At 58.7% G+C, this 22,780-nt stretch carries 15 protein-coding genes; 13 read left to right on the forward strand and 2 right to left on the reverse strand.

The features are described 5' to 3' along the window. A complete protein-coding gene (locus tag A0U94_RS07050; RefSeq protein WP_062031345.1) occupies positions 1-789 on the reverse strand; it encodes a class I SAM-dependent methyltransferase in 789 nt (262 codons plus the stop codon). Positions 790-819: 30 nt separating this feature from the next. Between A0U94_RS07050 and mutM the strand changes: the two genes are divergently transcribed. From mutM to A0U94_RS07110, 12 genes are all read left to right on the forward strand, one after another. After that, a complete protein-coding gene (mutM, locus tag A0U94_RS07055) occupies positions 820-1,653 on the forward strand; it encodes a bifunctional DNA-formamidopyrimidine glycosylase/DNA-(apurinic or apyrimidinic site) lyase (RefSeq protein ID WP_077802935.1) in 834 nt (277 codons plus the stop codon). 124 nt (positions 1,654-1,777) lie between these two features. Further along, positions 1,778-2,047: a 30S ribosomal protein S20 gene (rpsT, locus tag A0U94_RS07060; RefSeq protein ID WP_062031354.1), complete on the forward strand. Its 270-nt coding sequence runs from the start codon at positions 1,778-1,780 to the stop codon at positions 2,045-2,047. 337 nt (positions 2,048-2,384) lie between these two features. Continuing rightward, complete coding sequence (dnaA, locus tag A0U94_RS07065) at positions 2,385-3,806, forward strand: chromosomal replication initiator protein DnaA (RefSeq protein ID WP_086648487.1); 1,422 nt, start codon at positions 2,385-2,387, stop codon at positions 3,804-3,806. Between the two features lie 89 nt (positions 3,807-3,895). Beyond that, the gene (gene dnaN, locus A0U94_RS07070) at positions 3,896-5,020 is read left to right on the forward strand and encodes a DNA polymerase III subunit beta (RefSeq protein ID WP_062031361.1); all 1,125 of its coding nucleotides are present in this window, start codon (positions 3,896-3,898) and stop codon (positions 5,018-5,020) included. 13 nt (positions 5,021-5,033) lie between these two features. After that, positions 5,034-6,137 carry a DNA replication/repair protein RecF gene (recF, locus tag A0U94_RS07075; RefSeq protein ID WP_077802936.1) on the forward strand — a complete coding sequence of 368 codons (1,104 nt, stop codon included), beginning with the start codon at positions 5,034-5,036 and terminating at the stop codon, positions 6,135-6,137. An 85-nt stretch (positions 6,138-6,222) separates the two neighbouring features. Then, positions 6,223-8,667 (forward strand): DNA topoisomerase (ATP-hydrolyzing) subunit B, encoded by a 2,445-nt coding sequence (gyrB, locus tag A0U94_RS07080; protein ID WP_077802937.1) that lies wholly within the window; start codon positions 6,223-6,225, stop codon positions 8,665-8,667. Further along, on the forward strand, positions 8,657-9,451 hold the full coding sequence (locus A0U94_RS07085; RefSeq protein ID WP_077802938.1) for a DUF3108 domain-containing protein: 795 nt from the start codon (positions 8,657-8,659) through the stop codon (positions 9,449-9,451). Before gyrB ends, A0U94_RS07085 begins: the two co-directional genes overlap by 11 nt. A 103-nt stretch (positions 9,452-9,554) precedes the next feature. Next, positions 9,555-10,889, forward strand: coding sequence for a bifunctional UDP-N-acetylglucosamine diphosphorylase/glucosamine-1-phosphate N-acetyltransferase GlmU (glmU, locus tag A0U94_RS07090; RefSeq protein WP_077802939.1), 1,335 nt, complete (start codon positions 9,555-9,557; stop codon positions 10,887-10,889). Then, the gene (glmS, locus tag A0U94_RS07095) at positions 10,889-12,715 is read left to right on the forward strand and encodes a glutamine--fructose-6-phosphate transaminase (isomerizing) (RefSeq protein WP_077802940.1); all 1,827 of its coding nucleotides are present in this window, start codon (positions 10,889-10,891) and stop codon (positions 12,713-12,715) included. Before glmU ends, glmS begins: the two co-directional genes overlap by 1 nt. A 78-nt stretch (positions 12,716-12,793) precedes the next feature. Further along, the gene (locus A0U94_RS07100; protein WP_077802941.1) at positions 12,794-15,760 is read left to right on the forward strand and encodes an FAD-binding and (Fe-S)-binding domain-containing protein; all 2,967 of its coding nucleotides are present in this window, start codon (positions 12,794-12,796) and stop codon (positions 15,758-15,760) included. Between the two features lie 117 nt (positions 15,761-15,877). Then, the gene (locus A0U94_RS07105; protein WP_077803891.1) at positions 15,878-16,498 is read left to right on the forward strand and encodes a thiamine phosphate synthase; all 621 of its coding nucleotides are present in this window, start codon (positions 15,878-15,880) and stop codon (positions 16,496-16,498) included. A 49-nt stretch (positions 16,499-16,547) separates the two neighbouring features. Continuing rightward, positions 16,548-19,121, forward strand: a complete 2,574-nt coding sequence (locus A0U94_RS07110; protein WP_077802942.1) for a cation:proton antiporter — start codon at positions 16,548-16,550, stop codon at positions 19,119-19,121. Here the strand turns inward: A0U94_RS07110 and A0U94_RS07115 are convergent. Beyond that, entirely contained in the window at positions 19,118-20,545 is a 1,428-nt protein-coding gene (locus A0U94_RS07115; RefSeq protein WP_077802943.1) for a peptide MFS transporter, read from the reverse strand. The two genes, A0U94_RS07110 and A0U94_RS07115, sit on opposite strands and share 4 nt — an antisense overlap. 573 nt (positions 20,546-21,118) lie before the next feature. On the opposite strand from A0U94_RS07115, the gene A0U94_RS07120 reads away from it, so the two are divergent. After that, complete coding sequence (locus A0U94_RS07120; protein ID WP_149026809.1) at positions 21,119-22,744, forward strand: porin; 1,626 nt, start codon at positions 21,119-21,121, stop codon at positions 22,742-22,744. Positions 22,745-22,780 lie beyond the last annotated feature (36 nt).

Genomic DNA, 22,780 nt, shown 5'->3' on the forward strand with positions numbered 1-22,780 from the left:
TTACAGGCGCCAGCCGGAATGGATGGCGGCAATACCACCGGACAGATTGCGGTACTGGACCTGCTCCAAACCGGCATCGCGCATCATCTGGGCCAGCGTTTCCTGATCGGGGAACATGCGGATGCTCTCGGCGAGATACTGGTAGCTCTCGGAATCCTTGGCGATGATCTGTCCCATCTTGGGCAGAACCTGGAAGGACCACAGATCATAAATCGGTGCGAGAGCCGCGATCTCGACTTGCGAGAATTCGAGGCAGAAAAAGCGTCCGCCCGGTTTGAGAACGCGACGCGCCTCGCGCAGGACAGCCGACTTGTCCGTGCAGTTGCGCAGCCCAAAGGCAATCGTCACGCGATCAACGGAGCAGTCGGGGAGGGGGATGGCTTCCGCGTCTACGACACAGACCTCGATCTTGCCGATCAACCCGGCCTTGATGGCGCGGTCACGGCCCACGGACAGCATGGCGGCATTGATGTCGGACAGGATGGCCGGACCACCCCCGGCACGCAGCCAGCCAAATGTGATGTCGCCCGTACCGCCTGCCAGATCCAGCAGCTTCATATTGGGGCGCGGATTGAGCATCCCAACGAAAATGCGCTTCCAGACGCGGTGGATTCCCAGCGACATCACGTCATTCATGATGTCGTATTTCCCGGCGACGCTCTCAAACACCTCCCGGACCATCGTCTTTTTCTGGCCACGCGGGACATTGCGGTAGCCGAAATCAATGGTGTCCTCGGCCTGGGCGGAGGACTGGAAGGGCGAGGCGTTGTGTTCTGCGCTATCGGTCATGAGGCAACCGATATATCGTTGAGGCCAGCCATGCCAGAGCTTCCAGAAGTCGAAACCGTCATGCGCGGGTTTCGTGATGCCTTTGAAGGGCATCGAATCAGCCATATTTCTGTCAACCGCCCGGACCTTCGATGGCCGTTTCCCGCAGATCTGCGGGAGAAGCTGGAAGGCCGGCGCATTCTCTCGTTCCGCAGGCGCGCGAAGTATATTCTCATGCGTCTTGAGGGCGGGTGGAGCATGCTGCTGCACCTGGGCATGTCGGGCCGGCTCACGATCGGCAGGGCAGGGACGAATGCGACTCCGCCAGCCCACGAACATCTGGTTCTGGAGACGGACAGCGGTGCGCGGGCAGGGCTTGTCGATCCCCGGCGCTTCGGAATGGTCGATCTTGTGCGGACATCTGGCGAGGACGATCACCGCCTTCTCGCGCATCTGGGCATGGAGCCTCTTTCTCCCACGATGACGGGACAGGCACTGACGGCACTGTTCCGGAACAGGCGTACACCAGTGAAATCCGCCCTGCTGGACCAGAAACTGATTGCCGGGCTTGGCAACATCTATGTGTGTGAGGCGCTGTTCCGCTGCGGTATCCATCCTGAACGGCAAGCCTGTACCCTGACCGCTCCGGAGACCGCAGCGCTTTCAGAGGCCATCCCGCAAATTCTGGAACAGGCCATCGCCTCCGGAGGGTCGTCCCTGCGCGACTACGTGCAGACTGACGGCACCAAAGGCGGGTTTCAGGACCTGCACCTCGTCTATGGGCGGGAAGGGGATCCATGCCCCAATTGTGGAGAAGCCAGCCCGATCCGGCGCATCACACAGGCGGGCCGTTCGACGTTCTTCTGCCCGACCTGTCAGAAATAACCAGGCACGGAAAGATGCCCCCATCCTGTGTAAAATGTGCAAAACGCTTGACGGGACCCGTCCGGGGGGAGTAGAGGGCGCCAACCATTTACGCGACCAAAACGCAAAGTGAACCGAAAGATCCATGGCAAACACAGCTTCTGCCCGCAAGCGCATCCGTCAGAATGAACGTCGCCGTGAGCGCAACGTTGCCCGCATGTCCCGCATGCGTACGTTCATCAAGAAGGTCGAACTCGCCATCCAGTCCGGCGACAAATCCGCTGCTGCGGAAGCCTTCAAGGTTGCACAGCCGGAAATGCAGCGCGCAGCAGGCAAGGGTGTGATCGCAAAGAACACGATCAGCCGCAAGCTGTCCCGTCTGTCCGCCCGCGTGAAGGCTCTGGCAACCGCCTGAGCTTCACCTTCGGGTTGGAACTGAAGAACGCGCTCCCATCCGGGAGCGCGTTCTTTTTTGACCGCATCCCAGAACTTTCCCCAAGCGTCTGACTTTGGGTTGCTTATGGGGAACACCCTCATGACATCCCGCTGAACCCTTCGTGTTCCAGCTTGCTTCGGGCAGAGCGGGCGCCTATCCTGAGCGTTCGACAAAAAAGTATCGGATGCCCGGCTCTCCGGAAATTCTCCTGCGTTTCTGCTGCAGATTTTCTGTCGAGAGCACAACCGCCCTGCGCGCAGGGAACCACAACTGATGCCCGCCTGCTGCGGGACTGGACATGAAAGGGGGTACAATGGTGGAAAACGCTCAGTATCTGGACGCCAGCGCCTCCGCCCCCGGTTCGACGACATCGCTTGAGACCGCCTGGGTCCGCGTTCGTGAGAAACTGAAGAGTGAGGTTGGCGAGGTCGAATACCGGACATGGCTCCGGCAGATCGTTCTGGGGCCACTCGACGAAGATGAACTGACACTCTATCTGCCCACGCGATTCCTGCGCGACTGGGTTCGCAGCCAGTATGAGGAGCGCCTTCAGACGCTCTGGCGTACTGAACGCGAAGACATCAAGGGCGTGGAGCTCCAGGTCAAGCGGGGGCTGCCCGAGGTCCCCGCGGACGATGCTGAAGATACAGAGGACGCAACCGGCCCCTCCAGCGACAGTACGCCGCAAAGCGTTGTGTCCGAGAGCCGCAGCGATCTGGCCGTACCGCTTGATCCGCGCTTCACGTTCGACACCTTCATCGTCGGCAAGCCGAACGAGTTTGCCTATGCCTGCGCACGCCGCGTGGCCGAGAAGCCTTCAAGCCCCGGCTTCAACCCGCTTTTCCTGTATGGCGGTGTCGGACTGGGTAAAACGCATCTGATGCATGCCATCGGAACGGAGCTGACCCGGACAGGCAAAGTCTCCGTGGCCTATATGTCTGCGGAAAAATTCATGTACCGCTTCATCGCGGCCATCCGCTCGCAGTCCACAATGGAGTTCAAGGAACAGCTCCGTTCCGTTGACGTGCTGATGATTGACGATCTTCAGTTCCTGATCGGCAAGGACAACACGCAGGAAGAATTCTTCCACACGTTCAATGCTCTCGTGGATGCCGGCCGTCAGATCATCGTCAGTGCCGACAAGAGCCCGTCCGACCTTTCGGGTCTTGAAGACCGCCTGCGGACCCGCCTGGGCTGCGGGATGGTCGCGGATATCCACGCTACGACCTTCGAGCTGCGTATTTCCATTCTGGAAGCCAAGGCCAAGGCCTCGGGGACGCATGTTCCGTCCAAGGTTCTGGAATATCTCGCGCACAAGATCACGACCAATGTCCGTGAACTTGAAGGCGCGCTGAACCGCCTGATCGCCCATGCGGATCTGGTCGGACGTCCGGTCACGCTCGATACGACACAGGATGTTCTCAAGGACATGCTGAAGGCACATGATCGCCGCGTTACGATCGAGGAAATCCAACGCAAGGTTTCCGAGCACTGGAACATCCGCCTGACGGACATGTCCTCTGCACGCCGCGCCCGTGCCGTTGCACGCCCACGTCAGGTGGCCATGTATCTCGCCAAGCAGCTGACGAGCCGTTCGCTTCCGGAAATCGGACGCAAGTTCGGCAACCGCGATCACACGACGGTCATGCACGCCGTCAACCGCGTGACCGAGCTGATGGATCAGGATGCGTCCTTTGCCGAGGACGTGGAACTGCTGCGCCGGATGCTCGAAGGCTGACCTCTGCCAGCCCCCGATCCCTCTCTTTCCCGAGGGGCGGGAGTCTGCTAGGTTCTCTCAATTAATTCAAGATCTTCCTGAGGCCCGGAATGAAATTCAAGGTTGACCGTACCCTGCTGCAACGGGCTCTGGCGCATATTCATGGCGTTGCGGAAAAGCGGAATACCATTCCCATTCTGGCCAACGTTCTGATGAGCTTTGAGAACGATGTTCTGCGCCTCACAGCCACGGATATGGAAATTGCCGTCGTGGAAGACGTTCCCGCCACGGGCGAGCGCTCCGGCTCCACCACCGTGCCTGCCGCGGTACTTTTCGAAATTGTCCGCAAACTGCCGGATGGTGTCGCACTTGAGTTCGATCATCAGGACAGCGAAGCACCGCTGGCCCTGCGTGCAGGCCGTTATGCCACCAGCCTGAACGTTCTGCCGGTCGATGATTTCCCGGCCATGGTCGCCGGAGATCTGCCGCACCGTTTCTCGCTGCCCGCAGCAACGCTTCGCGGTCTGATCGACCGCACCAAATTCGCCATTTCAAACGAAGAAACGCGCTACTACCTGAACGGCATCTATCTGCATGTTGCAGAAAACGGGGCCACTCCGATGCTGCGAGCCGTCGCCACGGACGGTCACCGTCTGGCACGCGTTGAAACGGACCTGCCCGAAGGTGCTCGCGGCATGCCCGGCGTCATCATTCCCCGCAAGACCGTCAACGAACTCCGCAAGCTTCTGGACGAAGGGGCGGCTGATCTGGAAGTCTCCCTGTCTGACACGCGGATCCAGTTCCAGGCTGGCCCCGTCCTTCTGACCTCCAAGCTGATTGACGGAACCTTTCCAGAATATGAGCGCGTCATTCCCAAGGGCAATGACCGCATCCTGCGCGTCGGCAAGCGTGATTTCGCAGCAGCTGTCGGCCGCGTTGCGGCCATCAGCCAGGAACGCTCGCGCCCGGTCAAGCTGTCTGTCACGCAGAATATGCTGAATCTCTCCGCCACCAGCCCCGATCAGGGCGTGGCTCATGAGGAACTGGACGAAAACGCCGTCTCCTACGATGCCGCTCCGATCGAGATCGGCTTTCAGGCGCGTTACCTGACGGACATCACCGATCAGATCGACGTGGAAGTGGAATTCGCATTTTCCGACAGCTCTGCGCCCACCATCGTTCGTGACACGGCATCGCCTTCGGCGCTGTATGTCCTGATGCCCATGCGGGTCTGAACACGAGCCGCGATTGAAACTGACCCGGCTCGCGCTGACGGATTTCCGGAATTACACCCATGCCGTCTGGACCCCGGATGCTTCCATTCTGGTCCTGACGGGAGAAAACGGGTCCGGAAAGACCAATCTGCTGGAAGCCGTTTCGCTGCTGGCTCCAGGGCGTGGATTAAGAGGCGCGCCACTTCCCGCACTGTGTCGCACTGGCGCCGAGCGCTGGGGCGTTGCGGCGACGCTCCAGTCCGGTCTGGATGAATTCCGGATCGGAACAGGAAGTGAGTTAAACGAAAAACAGCGTCGGACATTCCGCCTCGATGGGGAAAATATCCGCTCTCAGGCCGCGATCGGCCAGAGATTTTCCTGCGTCTGGCTGACCCCGCAGATGGATCGGCTGTTTCAGGAAGGGGCCAGCGGTCGGCGGCGCTTTCTGGATCGGCTGGTCATGGCCCTTTCTCCCGATCATGGTCGCCAGATTGCCGCCCATGACCGCTCGGTTGTCAGCCGCAACAGGGTTCTGGCCGACCGCCCGACCGAGACGGCGTGGCTTACATCCATTGAAGATTCCATCGCCCGTCATGCAGTTGCGGCGTCTGCTGCGCGCCTCGCACTCGTTGAGAGCATGAACGTTCATCCGTTTGAAAATGCTGGATTTTCTTCCAGCACCCTCCATCTGGACTGCGCCATTTCCACCCGTTTGGCCTGTCAGCCCGCACTGGACGTCGAGGACTGGATCAGAGGCAGTCTTCAGCAGTCCCGCACCGAAGACCGGCAACGCGCCACCACGTCCATCGGGGCGCACAGGGCCGATTTCACCCTTTCGGACACCGCCACGGGACGTCCTGCAGAACTCTCCAGCAGCGGTCAGCAGAAAGTCATGCTGACCGGCACAGTTCTGTCCCATGCGCGGCTGATGACGCAGGAACGGGGCCATGCTCCGGCCATCCTTCTGGATGAACCTCTGGTCCATCTGGACGAAACCCGCCGCCATGCCCTTCTCGACAGTCTTGAGAAACTGCGCGCGCCCGTTCTGATCACCGGCACGGACCACGCGCCTTTTGCAGCACTAGAAGGCCGGGCCCAGTTTTTTTCGGTCAGAAACGGAAGCATATCTCCGGCCTGACGCATGCCCACCGCTGGTCTAACCGTCCGGCGCAGGCTATACTGACCCAACAGTTTTTCAGAGTACCACGGAGACCGTCACGCGCATGTCAGAGACCCAGAACCAGCCCGAGACCCCAGGCGCAGACGGTGAAGATTACGGCGCGTCGTCCATTTCGGTACTCAAGGGGCTGGATGCCGTCCGCAAACGTCCGGGCATGTATATCGGCGACACGGACGATGGCTCGGGCCTGCACCACATGGTTTTCGAGATCATTGACAATGCCGTCGATGAAGCCCAGGCCGGGCACGCGACATACTGCATCCTGACCCTGAACGGCGATGGTTCCGTCTCGGTCCGCGACAATGGCCGTGGTATTCCTACCGATTTGCATCCTGAAGAGGGCATCAGCGCGGCTGAGGTCGTGCTGACCAAACTCCATGCGGGCGGCAAGTTCAATCAGAATTCCTACAAGGTTTCCGGCGGTTTGCATGGCGTGGGTGCGGCCGTGGTGAATGCCCTGTCCGAATGGATGGAGGTGCTCATCTGGCGCAATGGTCTGGAGCACAAGATCCGCTTCCAGCATGGCGAACGCGATGAAGCCCTGCACGTCATCGGTCCGTCCACGGAAGACCGTGGCACTCTGGTCACGTTCAAACCCAGCAAGCAGACCTTTACGAAGGTCGATTTTGAGCTCTCCATTCTTGAACGCCGCGTCCGCGAACTGGCGTTCCTGAACTCCGGCATGCTGATCATCCTGCGCGATGAGCGTCATGCAGAGCCAAAGGAACTGCGTTTTCATTATGAAGGCGGCCTGAGCGCTTTCGCGGAATGGCTTGATTCTTCAAAAACTTCCATCGTCACGCCACCGATCGTGGGCGAGATCGACAATCCGGAAAGCGGCATTCGCGTCGAGTTCGCACTAACCTGGAACGACAGCTATCACGAGACGATGCTGTGCTTCACGAACAACATCCCACAGCGCGATGGCGGTACGCATCTGGCGGGCTTCCGTCAGGCTCTGACCCGTGTTGTGGGCAAATATGCCGAAGGGGTGGCCAAGCGTGAGGCGGGCTCGCTGACGGGCGAAGACATGCGTGAAGGCATGACAGCCGTGCTGTCCGTCAAGGTACCGGATCCGAAGTTCTCGTCCCAGACGAAGGACAAGCTGGTCTCGTCCGAAGTCCAGCCCGTTGTGCACGCAGCTGCCTCGGATGCGATCTCTCACTGGTTCGAGACCCATCCCAAGGAAGCCAAGGCGATCGTCGCCAAAATCATCGACGCCGCCAGCGCCCGTGAGGCCGCCCGTCGTGCGCGTGAACTGACGCGCCGCAAGGGCGTGCTGGATGTTTCGTCGCTTCCGGGAAAGCTCGCGGACTGTCAGGAGCGCGATGCGTCCAAGGCTGAAATCTTCATCGTCGAGGGTGACTCTGCAGGCGGCACGGCCAAGCAGGGCCGGGACCGTCGCTTCCAGGCCATCCTGCCGCTGCGTGGCAAGATCCTGAACGTAGAACGCGCGCGCTTTGACCGGATGCTGGGCTCTGCGGAAATCGGTACGCTGATTACGGCTCTTGGCACCGGCATTGGCCGCGGTGAAGTTGATCAGGGTGGTTTCTCGGCCGAAAAGCTGCGCTACCATAAGATCGTCATCATGACAGATGCCGACGTGGACGGCTCGCACATCCGCACGCTGCTGCTGACGTTCTTCTTCCGCCAAATGCCGGAGCTGATCGAGCAGGGCTATCTCTACATCGCCCAGCCTCCGCTCTATCGCGCCAAGCGTGGTCAGGAAGAGCGTTACCTCAAGGATGACGCCGCTCTTGAACAGTATCTGCTGGACAAGGCGCTGACGAATGCAACCTTGCGTTTTGCTGACGGTCGGGAACTTACGGGCGAGGCGCTGGCCGAAGAAATCACATTCATGTCGGCTGCGGCCCGTCGCCTTCAGAGCATTGCCTCCAAGGTGCCGGTCTGGGTCATGGAGCAGGCAGCCATTTCCGGCGTTTTGGACAGCAATATCGCTGTGGCGACCTCGCGCATGGCGGAATTCCAGCAGCGGCTTGATGGTGCCTCACTGCCCAACGAACGCGGCTGGAAAGTCTCCATTTCAGAAACCGGCCTAGAATGCGCGCGTTCCGTCCGCGGCGTGGGCGAAGTGTACCGCATCGAGCCTTCGCTCCTGCGCTCGGTGGAATCCCGCTGGCTGGTTTCGGAATGGGAGCGTCTGGCCCGTGATTTTGCAAAACCCGTCACCCTGACACTTGATCCCACGTCCTACGACCTGTTCGGTCCCGCAGCTGTCATGGAGCGTATTTTGCTTCAGGGACGTCGCGGACTGACCATCAACCGGTTCAAGGGACTGGGCGAGATGAATGACGAGCAGCTGTGGCACACAACGCTCGATCCTTCGACGCGGACCCTGTTGCAGGTCAGGATCGGGGATGTCGAAGATGCCGGTCAGGTTTTCTCGACGCTGATGGGGGATGTCGTGGAGCCGCGCAGGGACTTTATCGTCGGTAATGCCCTGAAAGTTGCCAATCTTGACGTTTAAGGCTTTTGCAGTCGCAGTCAGCCTTGCCCTGATGGCGGGACTGGCTTGTGGTTCAGCCGCCCGAGCTGAGCCGCAGGTCAACGCGACTTATGCTGTCTATATCAAGGGCTTTCACGTTCTGAACGCCAAGACGTCCTATCAGCTCCAGCCTTGGGGCTATGGCGGCAGCACCCAGATCAAGCCGGCAGGCCTGATCAGCTGGTTCGTAACGATGGATGTGACGTCGCATGTGCAGGGGCAATTCATTCCGGACGGCAATGTGCAACCGGTGCTGTTTGACAGCGGTGGCATTTCGCGCGGCAAAAACAGGCATGTCCGGCTGGAGTTCTCGAACGATACTCCGAAGGTGGTGGACCTCCAGCCACCGGAAACCGATCGCGAACCTATTCCTGCAGATTTGCTGCCTCACACGGTCGATACCTTGAGCGGCATGGCGCATCTGCTACATTCCCTCGCGACAACGGGAAAATGCGATGGCTCGCAGGTCATTTTCGATGGCCTCCGACTGACACAGATGGTGGTGCACGGCCCCGTCATGGTCGATATCCCGCAGGGTCAGGACGAAGCCTATTCCGGGCAGGCCATGCGGTGCGATTTCGTTGGTCGCCAGGTTGCAGGGTTCATCAAGGACTCTCCGAACAGGGAAAAACTGGCTGCTCCCCAGCCAGGTGCTGTCTGGTTCAGAAAGATCGACGGTCTGGGAATTGTTCCAGTGCGGATCGAGTTCAATCATCCCAAACTCGGTCACGTCATGGTCGTCATGCAGCATGCCGTGGCTCCGTGAGCGAGCACTCGAACGAATTGCAATAATCGGCAATTCGAAGTGATGACACAGTCTGCGGGCTTCATTTGACGCGAACCCGCGGTTTGGATACCCCGGGCAGGACATGACCGACACAACCCATCGCACCACCGCCATCATTCTTGCTGCGGGCCTCGGCACACGCATGAAATCCAGCCTGCCAAAGGCACTTCATCGTCTGGGCAACCAGCCCATGATCAACCACCTCATCACAACCGCCCGGCAGGTCTTCGACAATGTGGTCGTCGTCACGGGACCGGATATGCCGGAACTCGAACAGGCTGTCAGTCCGTTCAGAACAGTCACGCAGACCCAACGGCTCGGCACGGCCCATGCGGCCAATGCAGCGCGGGATCTGTTCGGGGATGGGGATATCGCTGTTCTTTATGCCGATAATCCGCTGATTACCGCAGAGACCATGGAAAGCCTGCTCGCGGCCCGCAGACAAGGTGCCAGTCTGGCGTTGCTGGGAATGCGTCCGGCTGTACCGGGACGTTATGGCAGGATTATCGAAGATCACGGCAAGGTTGTGAAAATCGTCGAGTTCAAGGACGCAAGCGAAGACGAACGCGGCATCACGCTGTGCAATGCCGGCGTCATGTGCGCCGGAGCAGAGGACTTCCGCAACTGGCTGGAAGAAGTTCGCAACGAAAACGCCCAGGGCGAATATTACTTGACGGACGTCGTTGAAATGGCAGCTAAAGCCGGTTCGGTTGTTTGCGTGGAAGCACCTGAAGACGAACTGGCTGGCGTCAATTCCCGCTCTGAACTCGCGCGTGCTGAAGCGACCCTCCAGACGCGCCTGCGAAACGCGGCGATGGATGCCGGAGTGACGCTCGTTGCACCGGACACCGTCTTTTTCAGCACAGACACTGTCCTTGAAGCGGATGTAACGGTCGAACCGAACGTCTTTTTCGGGCCGGGTGTGACAGTCCATTCAGGCGCACTGATCCGCGCTTTTTCGCATCTTGAAGGGTGCACGGTGGGTGAAGGCGCGATGATCGGCCCCTATGCCAGGCTCCGTCCCGGAACGGTCTGTGCTGCACACACGCATGTTGGCAATTTCGTCGAGCTCAAGAACGTGGAGTTGGGCGAGGGCGCAAAGGCCAACCATCTGACCTATCTGGGCGACACTTCGGTCGGACGCGGCACCAATGTCGGGGCAGGGACAATCACCTGCAATTATGATGGCGTTTTCAAACACCGGACTGTCATCGGGGAGCGGGTTTTCGTCGGGTCAGACGCCATTCTCGTGGCACCTGTGACCATCGGAGACGATGCGCTCGTGGCCGCGGGCAGTGTGATTACGGATGATGTGCCTGCCGGTGACCTGGCTCTGGGCCGGACGCGCCAAACACTGAAATCCGGACGCGGCCTTCAGATCAAACAGTCTCTCAAAGCTCGGAAGGAACAGGGCTGATGTGCGGTATCTGCGGTATTGTCGGACACAAGCCTGCCAGCCCGATCGCATTCGAGGCGCTGCGACGCCTGGAGTATCGGGGATATGATTCTGCCGGGATCGCAACCCTGACGGCGTCCGGCGATATCGAACGCCGCCGAGCTGCCGGAAAGCTCGACAATCTGGAGCGCGTTCTCAAAGAGCATCCGCTACACGGCACCACGGCCATCGGGCACACCCGTTGGGCGACGCATGGTGCTCCCACTGAAAACAATGCTCACCCCCACGAAGCCGGGCGTGTCGCAATCGTCCATAATGGGATTATCGAAAACTTCTCGGCCCTCAAGGAAGAGCTGGAAGCGAAAGGCTGCGTGTTTCGGACCGAAACGGATTCAGAAACCGTCGCCCATCTGGTCGATGACTATCTGGGACAGGGGCTGGAACCGCGGGAGGCGGCGTTTGCGGCCATCAAGCGGCTGGAAGGGGCCTATGCAATCGCCATGATCTTCAAGGATCATGAAGGTCTGCTGATTGGCGCTCGTCATGGCGCGCCGCTTGCTGTCGGTTACGGCAATGGCGAGATGTTCTTGGGCTCAGACAGCATTGCACTGGCGCCCATGGCCCGGAAAATGACCTATCTCGAAGACGGGGACTGGTGCGAACTCACGACCGACAATGTCAGAATTTTCGACATGACCGGTGCTGAAGTCAGCCGTCCGGTTCAGGATCTTACCTTCATGGCAGGGCAGGTCGGCAAGGATGGCTACCGGCACTACATGGAGAAGGAACTCCATGAACATCCGGTCGCCATTGGGCAGACGCTGAAGCGGATCACCGATCCAGCGTCAAAGCGTATTACGCTGCCGCCAATGCCTTTCGATCTGGCACAGGTTCCGCGTGTCACCATCACGGCCTGCGGTTCCGCCTACTATGCCGGTATGGTCGGCCGGTACTGGCTGGAATCCCTTGCGCGTATTCCGGTTGAAATCGACGTCGCATCCGAAATGCGCTATCGCGAGCCGCCCCAGCCGGACAAAGGTATGGCGCTGCTGATTTCACAGTCCGGCGAGACTGCGGATACGCTGGGTGTTCTGCGCAGCCTCAAAAAGGCCGGTCAGAGCATCGTCTCGGTCCTGAATGTCGAACACTCCACAATCGGGCGGGAGAGCGATCTCGTACTGGGCATGGATGCAGGACCGGAAATTTCCGTTGCCTCCACCAAGGCCTTCACTGCGCAACTCTCTGTTCTGGCGGCGCTGGCGATCGAATTCGCCCGGGCTCGTGGGACCATGGATCAGGCCCGCGAAGAACGTCTGACAGCCAGTCTGTTGGATCTGCCGTCCCGGGCGGCAGAAGTTTTCACCCGGACCAAAGACATCCAAACCATGGCCGCCGTTGTGGCGCAGGCACGCGATGTCCTGTATCTGGGGCGTGGGATCTGTACGCCGATTGCGTTTGAAGGTGCATTAAAATTAAAAGAAATCAGCTATATCCACGCGGAAGCTTATGCCGCCGGTGAACTGAAGCATGGCCCGATCAGCCTGATTGACCAGACCGTTCCGGTCGTCGCCATTGCTCCCTCTACGATCCTGTTCGACAAGACCCTGTCCAATCTTCAGGAAGCAAAAGCGCGTGGCGGGCGGATCCTTGTTTTCACGGATGCCGCAGGGGCCAAACGTCTGGAAGGCGTGGCGGAACAGATCGTCATCATGCCCGATGTGGACGCTTTCGTCGTGCCGATCCTCTACGCCATTCCTGTTCAGATGCTGGCCTATGAGGTCGCGCTTCTGAAAGGCACAGATGTGGATCAGCCGCGTAATCTTGCGAAATCCGTGACGGTCGAGTGAAGAATTTTCCTGTCCGGAGAGCTTATTTTTCATTCATTATCACGGTATGGACCATGAAACACTAAAAGGGACGTAAAGATGGGTGGAGACGCAATATCCGGAACACCAGCCGGAAATTCAGGCCTTTCCCCCAGCGCTCCCGAAATCGTCCTGCGTGAAGCTTTCGTCAGAAGGCTAAACGAGCAGGGCTTTGAAGGGGATATCGACCTGCGGGTCTCCTCGCGGCTGGTTTCTTCAACCGATAACAGCATTTACCAGCGCCTCCCGGCTGCCATCATTCATCCCCGCACTGGCGAAGACCTCAACCGGGCCGTGCAAGCGGCTTCTGAAGGTGATCTGACGCTCGCAATCCGGGGCGGTGGAACAGGCACCAACGGCCAGTCCCTGACCGATGGCGTCGTGGTTGACGTCTCACGCCATCTGGACCGGATCCTCGATTTCGATGCCGAAACAGGCACAGTCACCGTTGAGCCGGGCGTTATTCTGGCGCGGCTCAACGCCTTTCTGAAGCCACATGGGTTTTTCTTCCCGCCAACCGTCTCAACTGCCACCCGAGCGACGATCGGAGGCATGATTGCGACGGATGCCTCCGGCAAAGGGTCCCGGATCTATGGAAGGACATCCGATTATATCGAGACGCTGGATGTCGTTCTTGCGGATGGAAGCGATCTTTCAGTCGGCCAACTGACTGCTGAAAAACTGAAAGAAGCGATGAACGGGGCGGGGCTTGCAGCACAGGCCTACCGCGAGGTCCACCGGGTTGTTACGGAACGTGCGGACGAAATCCGGCGCGTTTTCCCGGACATGAACCGTGGTCTGACCGGATACAATCTGCAGAATGTCCTGCTCGAAGACGGGAGCTTTCATCTCGCACGACTGCTGGCGGGATCGGAAGGCACGCTTGCCCTGACCAAAAAAGTCGTTCTGCGAGTCAGACGATTACCGAAATACCGTCAGCTTATCGTCGTCCGCTATGCCAGCTTCAATGATACTCTTCAGGACGTCCAGACACTTCTACCTGCCAACCCTTCAGCCGTTGAAGTGCTGGATGACCGTGTCCTCGCCAAGGCCCAGCAGGACGTGACATGGCATGCTCTTGAACGCGTTCTGGGCAACACGTCAGCCCTTCCGGTCAAGGGAATGAGCTTCGTCGAGTTCGTGGGAGACAATCTGGAAATCCTGAAGGGGCAGATGGCTCATGCTATCATGCTCCTTGAGAGCTCCTCTCAAAAACCCATTGATCATAAAGCAGTTTCTGATCCGGAAATCATTGCGAATCTCTGGACGCTCCGGGAAAAATCCGTAGGGCTGCTCGGGCGTCCGGACGGTCACAGGCAGGGTGTTCCCTTCGTAGAAGATACGGCTGTCCCTCCCGAAGTCCTGCCGGAATATGTCAGCGAGTTCCGTAACATTCTGGACGGTTACGGGCTGTCCTACGGCATGTTCGGTCATGCGGATGTCGGGTGCCTGCATGTGCGCCCGTTTCTGGACATGCTGACGGCCGAAGACCGGTCGCTGATCCGTCCAATCTCAGACGCGGTGGCTGAGTTGACGAAGCTTCATGGCGGTCTGCTCTGGGGGGAACACGGTCGGGGATTCCGCGGGGAGTTTTCGCCACTGTTTTTTGGAGAAACGCTTTTTGCAGAGCTTTGCCGGATCAAGGATGTCTTTGATCCCAAAGATATTTTCAATCGTGGCAAGCTGGCTCCGGGTGGGGCGGGTTATCCTGTTGACCGGATTGATGGCATTCCATTCAAGGGCGGGTTTGACGAGGAGATCACGCCGGCACTGCGTGCCCCCTACAGCCTGTCCGTAAGCTGCAACGGCAACGGTGCCTGTTTCAATCGTGAGCCGGACATGGCCATGTGCCCGTCTTACAAGATCACGAAAGACCGCTCGCAGTCTCCGAAAGGCCGCGCCCTGCTGCTTCGAAGCTGGACCAGACTGCGCTCCCTGCCGGAAGATGCTCCAGACCGGGCTATGCTTCCCGTTCTGACAGAAGAACTCAAGGCCTCGCTGGATACGTGTCTGTCGTGCAAAGCCTGCGCCACACAATGTCCGATCCGCGTGGATATTCCGTCCATGCGTTCGAAATTTCTTTCAACGTATTTTCGTGAGAACCGCAGACCCGTCCGGGATTATCTTGTCTACTGGCTGGAACCACTTCTGGCGGCAGGGCGAATGGCCCCCAGGCTCGCCAATCTCCTGATGCACAGTCCTGCATCGCAAGCCATTCTCTCCCGTCTGGGGCTGGTGGATCTGCCGCATCTGAGACCGGCGCGACTGAAGACGGGCAGTCAGGTCAGCCGTTCATGGCTGCGCCGCAACCGCGGCAATTCCCGCGCTGTTATTGTGGTTCAGGACTCATTCACCGGCAGTTTTGATGGTGTTCTTGTCGAAAAGATTCATGCGCTTCTGACGCAGCTTGGGTTCGATGCAAAACTCACCCCAGTCTGGGACAACGGCAAGGCGCGCCATGTTCTTGGATTTCGCAAAGGCTTTGGGGTGACGGCACGCTTAACCCTGAAGAAACTCAGGGCACTGGCCGCGTTCGATATTCCTGTTGTTTCTCTGGATGCCGCCACCGGCCTCATGTTCACGCAGGAATACCGGGACATAGCAGGCGCTCAGCCCATACCGACAGTTCTTCCGCTGGAGACTTTTCTCCGGCAGCAGATTTCCAAGGGAACGCTCCAACCTGTTTCGGCCAGCAGCGAAAATTCTGGCATGACTGTGATTTCGCATTGTACGGAACAGGCTGCCCGACCGGAGAGTGCAGGGGACTGGGCCTTTATTCTCCGACACTTTGGCGTTCCGGCAGATGCCGGGAAAGCAGGCTGCTGCGGAATGGCCGGGCTGTTCGGTCATCAGACGGAACATGCCAAGATGTCGCGAGATATGTTTGAGCAGAACTGGGCCAGAAAAGTTGAGATGCCGGTTCTTGCGACCGGTTTTTCCTGCCGCTGCCAGACCGAGCGCATGGCCGGAATCCGTCCGTCCCATCCCGCAGAAACACTGATTTCCGTTTTGCAGGAACGCTTGTGAAAACAGGGCGTTGATAACGATGTCACGCCTCTGGACGCGTAGGGTCCAAACTGTAACAGTGTTGCCCGATCTCAAGAGGTACGGCCTTGCCTGCGGGCCCTGTGGAGTATGAACGTCATGTCGTCCCTTCCATCCCGGATCTACGCCGTTGTTGACCAGCCCCGATGGGTGGAGCGGCTTGGTGGAGCCGGACTGCGCTTCATCGAATTGTATCTCCGGGATCTGTCTGAAGAGGACGTCCGTGCGCAGGCTCTGCTGGCTCAGGAACTTGCGGTCCGTTTCAATGTGTCACTCGCCCTGAACCGCTACTGGCAAACTGCCATCGAACTGGGCTATGAGTGGTTGCACCTTGGTCCGGAAGATCTGGAAACCGCTGATCTGGAGGCCATCCGGACCGCAGGTATCAGATTTGGTATCTCGACCCATACCCGGCAGGAGCTGGAAACGGCTTTGGCCTGCAAGCCGGATTATATTTCCTTTGGTCCTGTCTGGTCCACGGAGCTTCGGGGCGTAAAGCTGACGGGCAGGGGCCTGAAGCAGCTGGCGGAGTGGCGGGAGCTGTGCGGCGATGTTCCGCTCGTAGCGATCGGTGGCATTACGGTGCCGCGGCTGGCGGAGTGCCTTGAAGCCGGAGCGGATACGGTGGCTGTGATGAGCGATTTCATCGCCCATTCCGATCCGGAAGGACAGGTCCAGCGCTGGATGAACGCCACTTCCGAAGAAGCCATGCCAACTTGAAACATGCCACCTCGTCTGCGGACGATCTGATGAAAGAGCCGAGACAACGATGATGGTGACAGGACTTGCAGCCGTACTCCTAGCGCTCGCGTTCCTGCTCACGCTTGTCAGCATCATTCAGCCTCTCGCGAAACGTCTTGAAATTTCAGAGGCTGTCCTGCTGGCCCTGACCGGGATCGGGCTGGGGCTGATTGCGTCTCTGATCGTCCGGTCGTCTGCGACCGATCTTCTGGACGGCGCGGCGGAAGCGCTGATCTATTTCCCAGTCAACAGCGAAGCCTTTCTGCTGATTTTTCTGCCCGTGCTGGTTTTCCAGGGCGCAATGGCCATTGATGTGCGCCGTCTGGCCCATGAGACGGCGACGGTCCTTCTTCTGGCGGTCGTGGCGGTCATTGTGTCCACGGCAACAATCGGCTTTGCGCTTTATCCTTTTGCCAAACAGAGCCTTGTCGTCTGCCTTCTTCTGGGCTCCATCGTCGCCACGACCGATCCATCCGCCGTGGCCGGAATTTTCCGCGAGATCGGCGCGGCGTCACGCCTGACACGCCTCGTCGAGGGAGAGGCACTCCTGAACGATGCCGCGGCCATTTCGATCTTCTCAATCCTGCTCGCCGCCGTCACATCCCATCATCAGATCCACCCCACCGAAGCCCTGATGGATTTTCTGACGGCCTTCATCGGGGCCATTGTGGTTGGCGTCTGTCTGGCGCGACTAACACTGTTACTGATTGCGGGCTTGGGCGGGTCAGCGGCTTCGGAAGTCACACTGACGCTGGCGCTCCCCTATGCCGTTTATATCCTGTGTGATGAGATGCTTGGCTTTTCGGGAGTAGTTGCGACGGCTGCTGCGGGTCTGACCGTTTCCGCTTACGGGCCGTCAACCTTCCGCCCACAGGTCTGGCGTTTTCTGAACGAGATGTGGGAGCAGCTCGTTTTCTGGGCCGGTTCGCTCGTGTTTCTTCTGGCGGCCATGCTGGTTCCGCGCCTGCTGATCGGCATGACGAAATGGGATTTCGTGCTGATCCTGATCGCAAGTGTGGCTGGTCTGATCGCGCGCTCGGCCGTGATTTTCGGCATGCTGCCTCTTCTGGCCATCACGAAACTGTCGCCGCCTGTTCCCAACCCTTTCAAGGCCACGATGGCCTGGGGTGGCATCCGCGGCGCCATCACGCTTGCTCTTGCCCTTGCAGTAACAGAGAACCAAAGCGTTTCAAGCCCTGTGGCCCATTTCGTCGGTATCATCGCCACCGGCTTCGTTCTCATCACGCTTCTGATCAACGGCACGACGCTGCGGGCTCTGGTCCTGTTTTTCAAACTGGATCAGCTTTCGCCCATTGATCAGGCCATCCGCCAGCAGATCGTGGGAATTGGATTGGGTGAGGTTGCCGAACGAACGCGGGAACTGTCCGAAGAGCTTGGCTTCAGCGAGCAGACCCGTGCGGGTGTCATCAGCCGTCTCGAGCGTCGCGCCGAGAAGGAGAGGGCGGCCAATAATTTCGAATCTGCGCTGAGCGACCGTAACCGCGTCAACATCGCCCTGATTACCATCGCCAATCAGGAACGCTCCCTCCTGCTGGACCTGTTCCGAATTCAGGGACTGTCACGGCGTGTGATGGAAACACTGCTGAGAACAGCGGAATCCATGGCGGATGGTGCCAGACTGGAAGGGCGCTACGGCTATGTGCGCGCGCTCAAGCGGCGCCTTCAACCCTCCCTGCGATTTCGCATCGCGCAGGAACTTCACAGCCGCCTGCATATTGATGAGCCCCTGACGAACTGCATGATGGAGCGCTTTGAGATGCTCATCATCGCGCATCTCGTCTCGCTTTCGCTTCAGCGCTTTGTTCGCCAGCGTATGGAACCTACGCTTGGCCCGCGCATCACGGAAATCGTGTCCGAAGTGCTCGGCCGCCAGCGCAAGCTGCTGGACGATGCGCTGGAGACTCTTCGCCTGCATTATTCAGGTTATTCCGAAGCGCTGGAAAGCCGCATCCTGCGACAGATCGCCCTGCGTCTTGAGGACGAGGAATACGATGCCCTTGAAGCCGACAGCCTGATTTCCGAAGAACTTCATCGCGAACTGCACCGTGAGATCGAACGCCAGCGTGCCCGGCTGGACGCTCCGCTACGCTTCAATCTCAAGAGTGGCATCGAACAGCGTCTCCGGGCGTTCCCTGCATTCAACGGCGTTCCCGACAGTGTACTGCAAAAACTGTCAGCCAAGGTTTCGATGCATTTCGTTTCTCCGGGAGAGGTGCTGTTCAAACGCGGACAGCGCGTCCGTGTCGTGTATGCCCAGGTCGCGGGACTGGCTGAGGTCAATCTGGCCGAGCAGGAAATCCTGTTCGGGAGCGGGGATCTGATCGGCGCGGCGTCCGTCATCCGCAACGACACGATGCCCGGCACCGTCCGCTCCCTTCAGTTCAGCCATCTGCTGGCCATTCCGCGACCGGTTTTCGAGAAGCTGATCCGGGATTACCCGATCGTTCAGCGCCTGATTATTCAGCGTAGCCAGAAAAGAGCGGATGGGCTGCTAATGCCTGTCACGGTTCGCACGCTGGACGGGGACGCCGTCTCCACGGCCTCCGCCTCAGAGATGCGCCATCTGGTTTCGCCTCCTTAAAGATCTGGAGACGATGTCTCTTTTTCGGGAGCAAGCAGGTCGCGGAACCGGAGCGCACAAAAACAAAGAATGGCCGCCGCCAGCAGCGCCGCTCCCGAGTGCAGCAGCCAGAACGAAACATCGGAAATACGCCCCAGAAGCGTCGCAAGCTTTCCAATCAACAGATTGGAGAGAAACAGATGCAGCGAAAAGCAGGCCACGAGAATGGTATTGACGCTCACAGGAGCTGCCCGTGAGAAAAGCGCCATTCCGATTGCGTAATTCATTGCAAAGCCGATGTCATTGATGATGTGAAACGCCAGTCCCCAGAGCAGGCTGACCTCATGCGGCCCCGGGCTGATCCATGACCCCAAAGCCAGCATCAGGGGGCCAAACGCCGCGATAAACGTTCCCAGTGCGACCTTGGCAATTTCGGAAAGATCCTGCCGCCGTCGGGAATAGGCCTTCCAAAACCAGAGGACTGCCACGGCACACAGGGTGCTGATGAAACCGTCCAGGGAGATCAGGTCGCTCACTGGCATCTCGTGTCCCAGAAGACGAAGCTGGAAATGCTCGCGCCCCCAGAGCAGATACCCGTCAAAAATTTCCGAATTCGGGATAGCGCCAACAGCCATGACCGGAACAAGCGCCAGAAGGAGCAGGATCGTCTTTTTTTCCTGAGATGTCAGGGCAGGGCGCGTGGGCTTTGAAACGTCCAGGGCATCCGGCGTCTCACGCACTGCCATTTCTGATGCAGGAAGCCAGCGGCGCCCGAAAAGATAGACGACAAGCCCGATCAGCATGCCGACGCCAGCAGCCAGAAATCCCCAGTGCCAGTCGATCTGCGCAAGACTTCCACACAGCACCGGAGATACGATGACAGCAACCTGAAGCCCCATCATGTAAATCTGGTAGGCATCCGAACGTCTCCGGTCGCCTAGAGCATAAAGCGCACCGACCTGCGCCCGCAATCCTCCTGCCATGCCCAGACCTGTCAGCAGGAACCCCAGCGCCAGCACGAAACTCCAGTCAAATGACAGCAGGAAGTGACCGGCCGTCATCAGAACAGCCCCGAGCAGAATGGTTCTTGTCTGGCCGAGCACGCGGTCCGCCAAGAAACCGCCGAGGAGAGGGGTGGCATAGATCAAGGCCAGAAACAGCCCCGTAATGGCGCCGGCCATGGCCCTCGGCCCAACCGGCGCATACAAAGCCGAAACAAACGTCTCCAGCGGTGCCAGCCCAAATACATGCCCGGAATGGTCCGGCTGGAGCAGATGGTCGGTCAGATAAAGCGCGAGGATGGCCTGCATGCCATAAAGAGAAAACCCGACCCAGCCTTCCGTCAGCGTTAGAACCCACAACCCGATGGGATGCCCCCAGAGTTCACGCTGCTTTGTGGAGACAAACGGTTCGATGAGGGGGGAAGCAGGAAGGATCTCGGTCATGCAGCCTCAGTGACGCAGGGGAGGAAGATCCTGCGTAACGGCAGAAACCCACAGGGGTAAAGGGGAGAGATGAGTATGGCAAAATGCCAATCATCATGCTTATGGCATTTTGCCATGGTTTCTTAGTCGAATATTGCCGTGGCAAAATGCCCCAATCTGACTAGTGGCATTTTGCCATAGGTCTGAATTTATCATCTGACGTGTGATCTACGACTCAAAATCCGGCTCAAAAGAGCCGAAAACCGGGATAAATCCTTACACATGGCAAAATGCCACATGCAGAAACTTTATAGTTCTGCGGCTCAATGCTTTTTGGGCACGGATTTAGAAAATTTGAGGATCCGGACATGGATAAGAAGCGGGATCTCGAGCACACGAATGTCGTATAATATATATTATGCCAACTTATAGGCTCAAAAACTCTAAATTTCTGACTTTTTTGTGAGAACACATCCTATTGTTGCGAAGAATGTCTCCATTCGCGCTAGGAAAAGCGGTGTAGTCCATTCTGCCGGTGAGAGCACATACTCGATCACCGGTATATCCGCGGGAGCGGCTGTTTATATGTCATCTATGTCCCTGTGCCGCCTGAGTCTTCTGGGAAGCACATTCTGCGTTGCTGTTCTCTCCGCCCTCCCGACCATCGCACGGGCTGATGATTATACGGAACTGCTCGACATCCTTCGCGCCAAAGGCAGCCTGAGCCGTTCGGAATACAACGTACTGCTGTCACATCACCAGCATCACGCGCACCCCTCGCTGCAACGTGACGACGACGGGGCATCCCCGGCCCCCGCACGCCATCGCAACCGTTACATGCGCTATGGCCCCCAGAACGAAGGCAGCAGCCTCGATGCTCCTCCGGACGTAACGACGATTGCCGCCGTTTCTGCAGCGCGCCGCGCTGCCATGGAAGCCTCGGCGAGCGCACAGGATGCTCGCAATTCCCTGATGGAAGCACGCAGGACGTATAATCCGGACAGTATCGTGCGCGTGAAGCCCTATGTTGCGGGCAAAGGCGTTACGATCCAGGCAGGCCAGATCGACATCAACATCTCGGGCTTCGTGAACGCCTATTACACCTATAACAGCCCCAGCGGCGGTCGCCCTGTCGCAGGCGGTGTTTCGACCGGCAGCAGCGGGTTCGATTCCTCGTCCGTCCGTAACGGACTTCTGCCGGGTGGTCTGATCCTCAAGCTGAATACGGTGCAGGAAGGAATCAAACTGGGTGCCGTCTTTGGGATGTATCCTGGCATCAACAACAACGATCCCAGCACTTTCAATGCCAATTCCGGCGGCAGCCCGGTGGGTCTCGGAACCGCTGGCCTCGATTTCCGTCAGGTCTTCATGACTGCGGGAACCGACGAACTCGGTACGGTCAAGCTCGGTCGCGATATCGCGCTGTTTGCTTCGGATGCCATCCTCAACGACGCCACGCTTCTCAGCGTTGGCAGCACCGGAAGCAACGCCAATCCCGCCAATACGTCTCTGGGCCGTATCGGCGTCGGTTACGTCTATACCGACTGGCTCCCGCAGATCACCTATATCTCGCCGAAATGGAAAGGCTTTCAGGCCTCGGTCGGTGTCATGACACCGCTTGACGAATTTAACTTCGCAGGCGGCGGACTTTCTGCGACCACCACCCAGCACAGTTCTCCCATGCTTCAGGGCAAGGTCACGTATGATGGCAATATCGCGGGCTTCACGACACGCTTCTGGAGCAGCTTCCTCGTTCAGCACCAGCAGAACCTGACCAGTGCAACCCTGGGTAGTAGCAGCCGTAAAGGTACGACCGTTGAAGCCGGAGATGTAGGCGTAAAGCTTTCGCGCGGACCGTTTGAAGGCGTGGCCTATTACTATTACGGCAGTGGCCTCGGCACGACGGGTCTGTTTTTTGATGGCGTTTCCGCCGAAGGGCGCAAGCGCAATTCGGAAGGCTACTATGTTCAGGCGGCCTACAAGATCCTGCCAAGGCTCAAGGTTGTCGGAAGCTATGGTGTCAGCAATCTCTATCAGGCACCGGGTGAAGACAATCCATCCATGGTTCGCCGCAACCAGTCAGAAGTCGGAGCAATCTATTACAACCTGACGGACTGGTTCACGCTCGTGGGCGAATACGCTCATACGGAATCCGATGCCCACGGGATTGCTCATGAGAGCGACCACACGATGTCGGCCGGTGCGATGATGACGTTCTGACCTGAAAGACCGGGCCAGTGCTCCCTGCCCGGTCTT

The sequence above is a fragment of the Gluconobacter albidus genome, assembly GCF_002005485.1.
Lineage (GTDB): Bacteria > Pseudomonadota > Alphaproteobacteria > Acetobacterales > Acetobacteraceae > Gluconobacter > Gluconobacter albidus.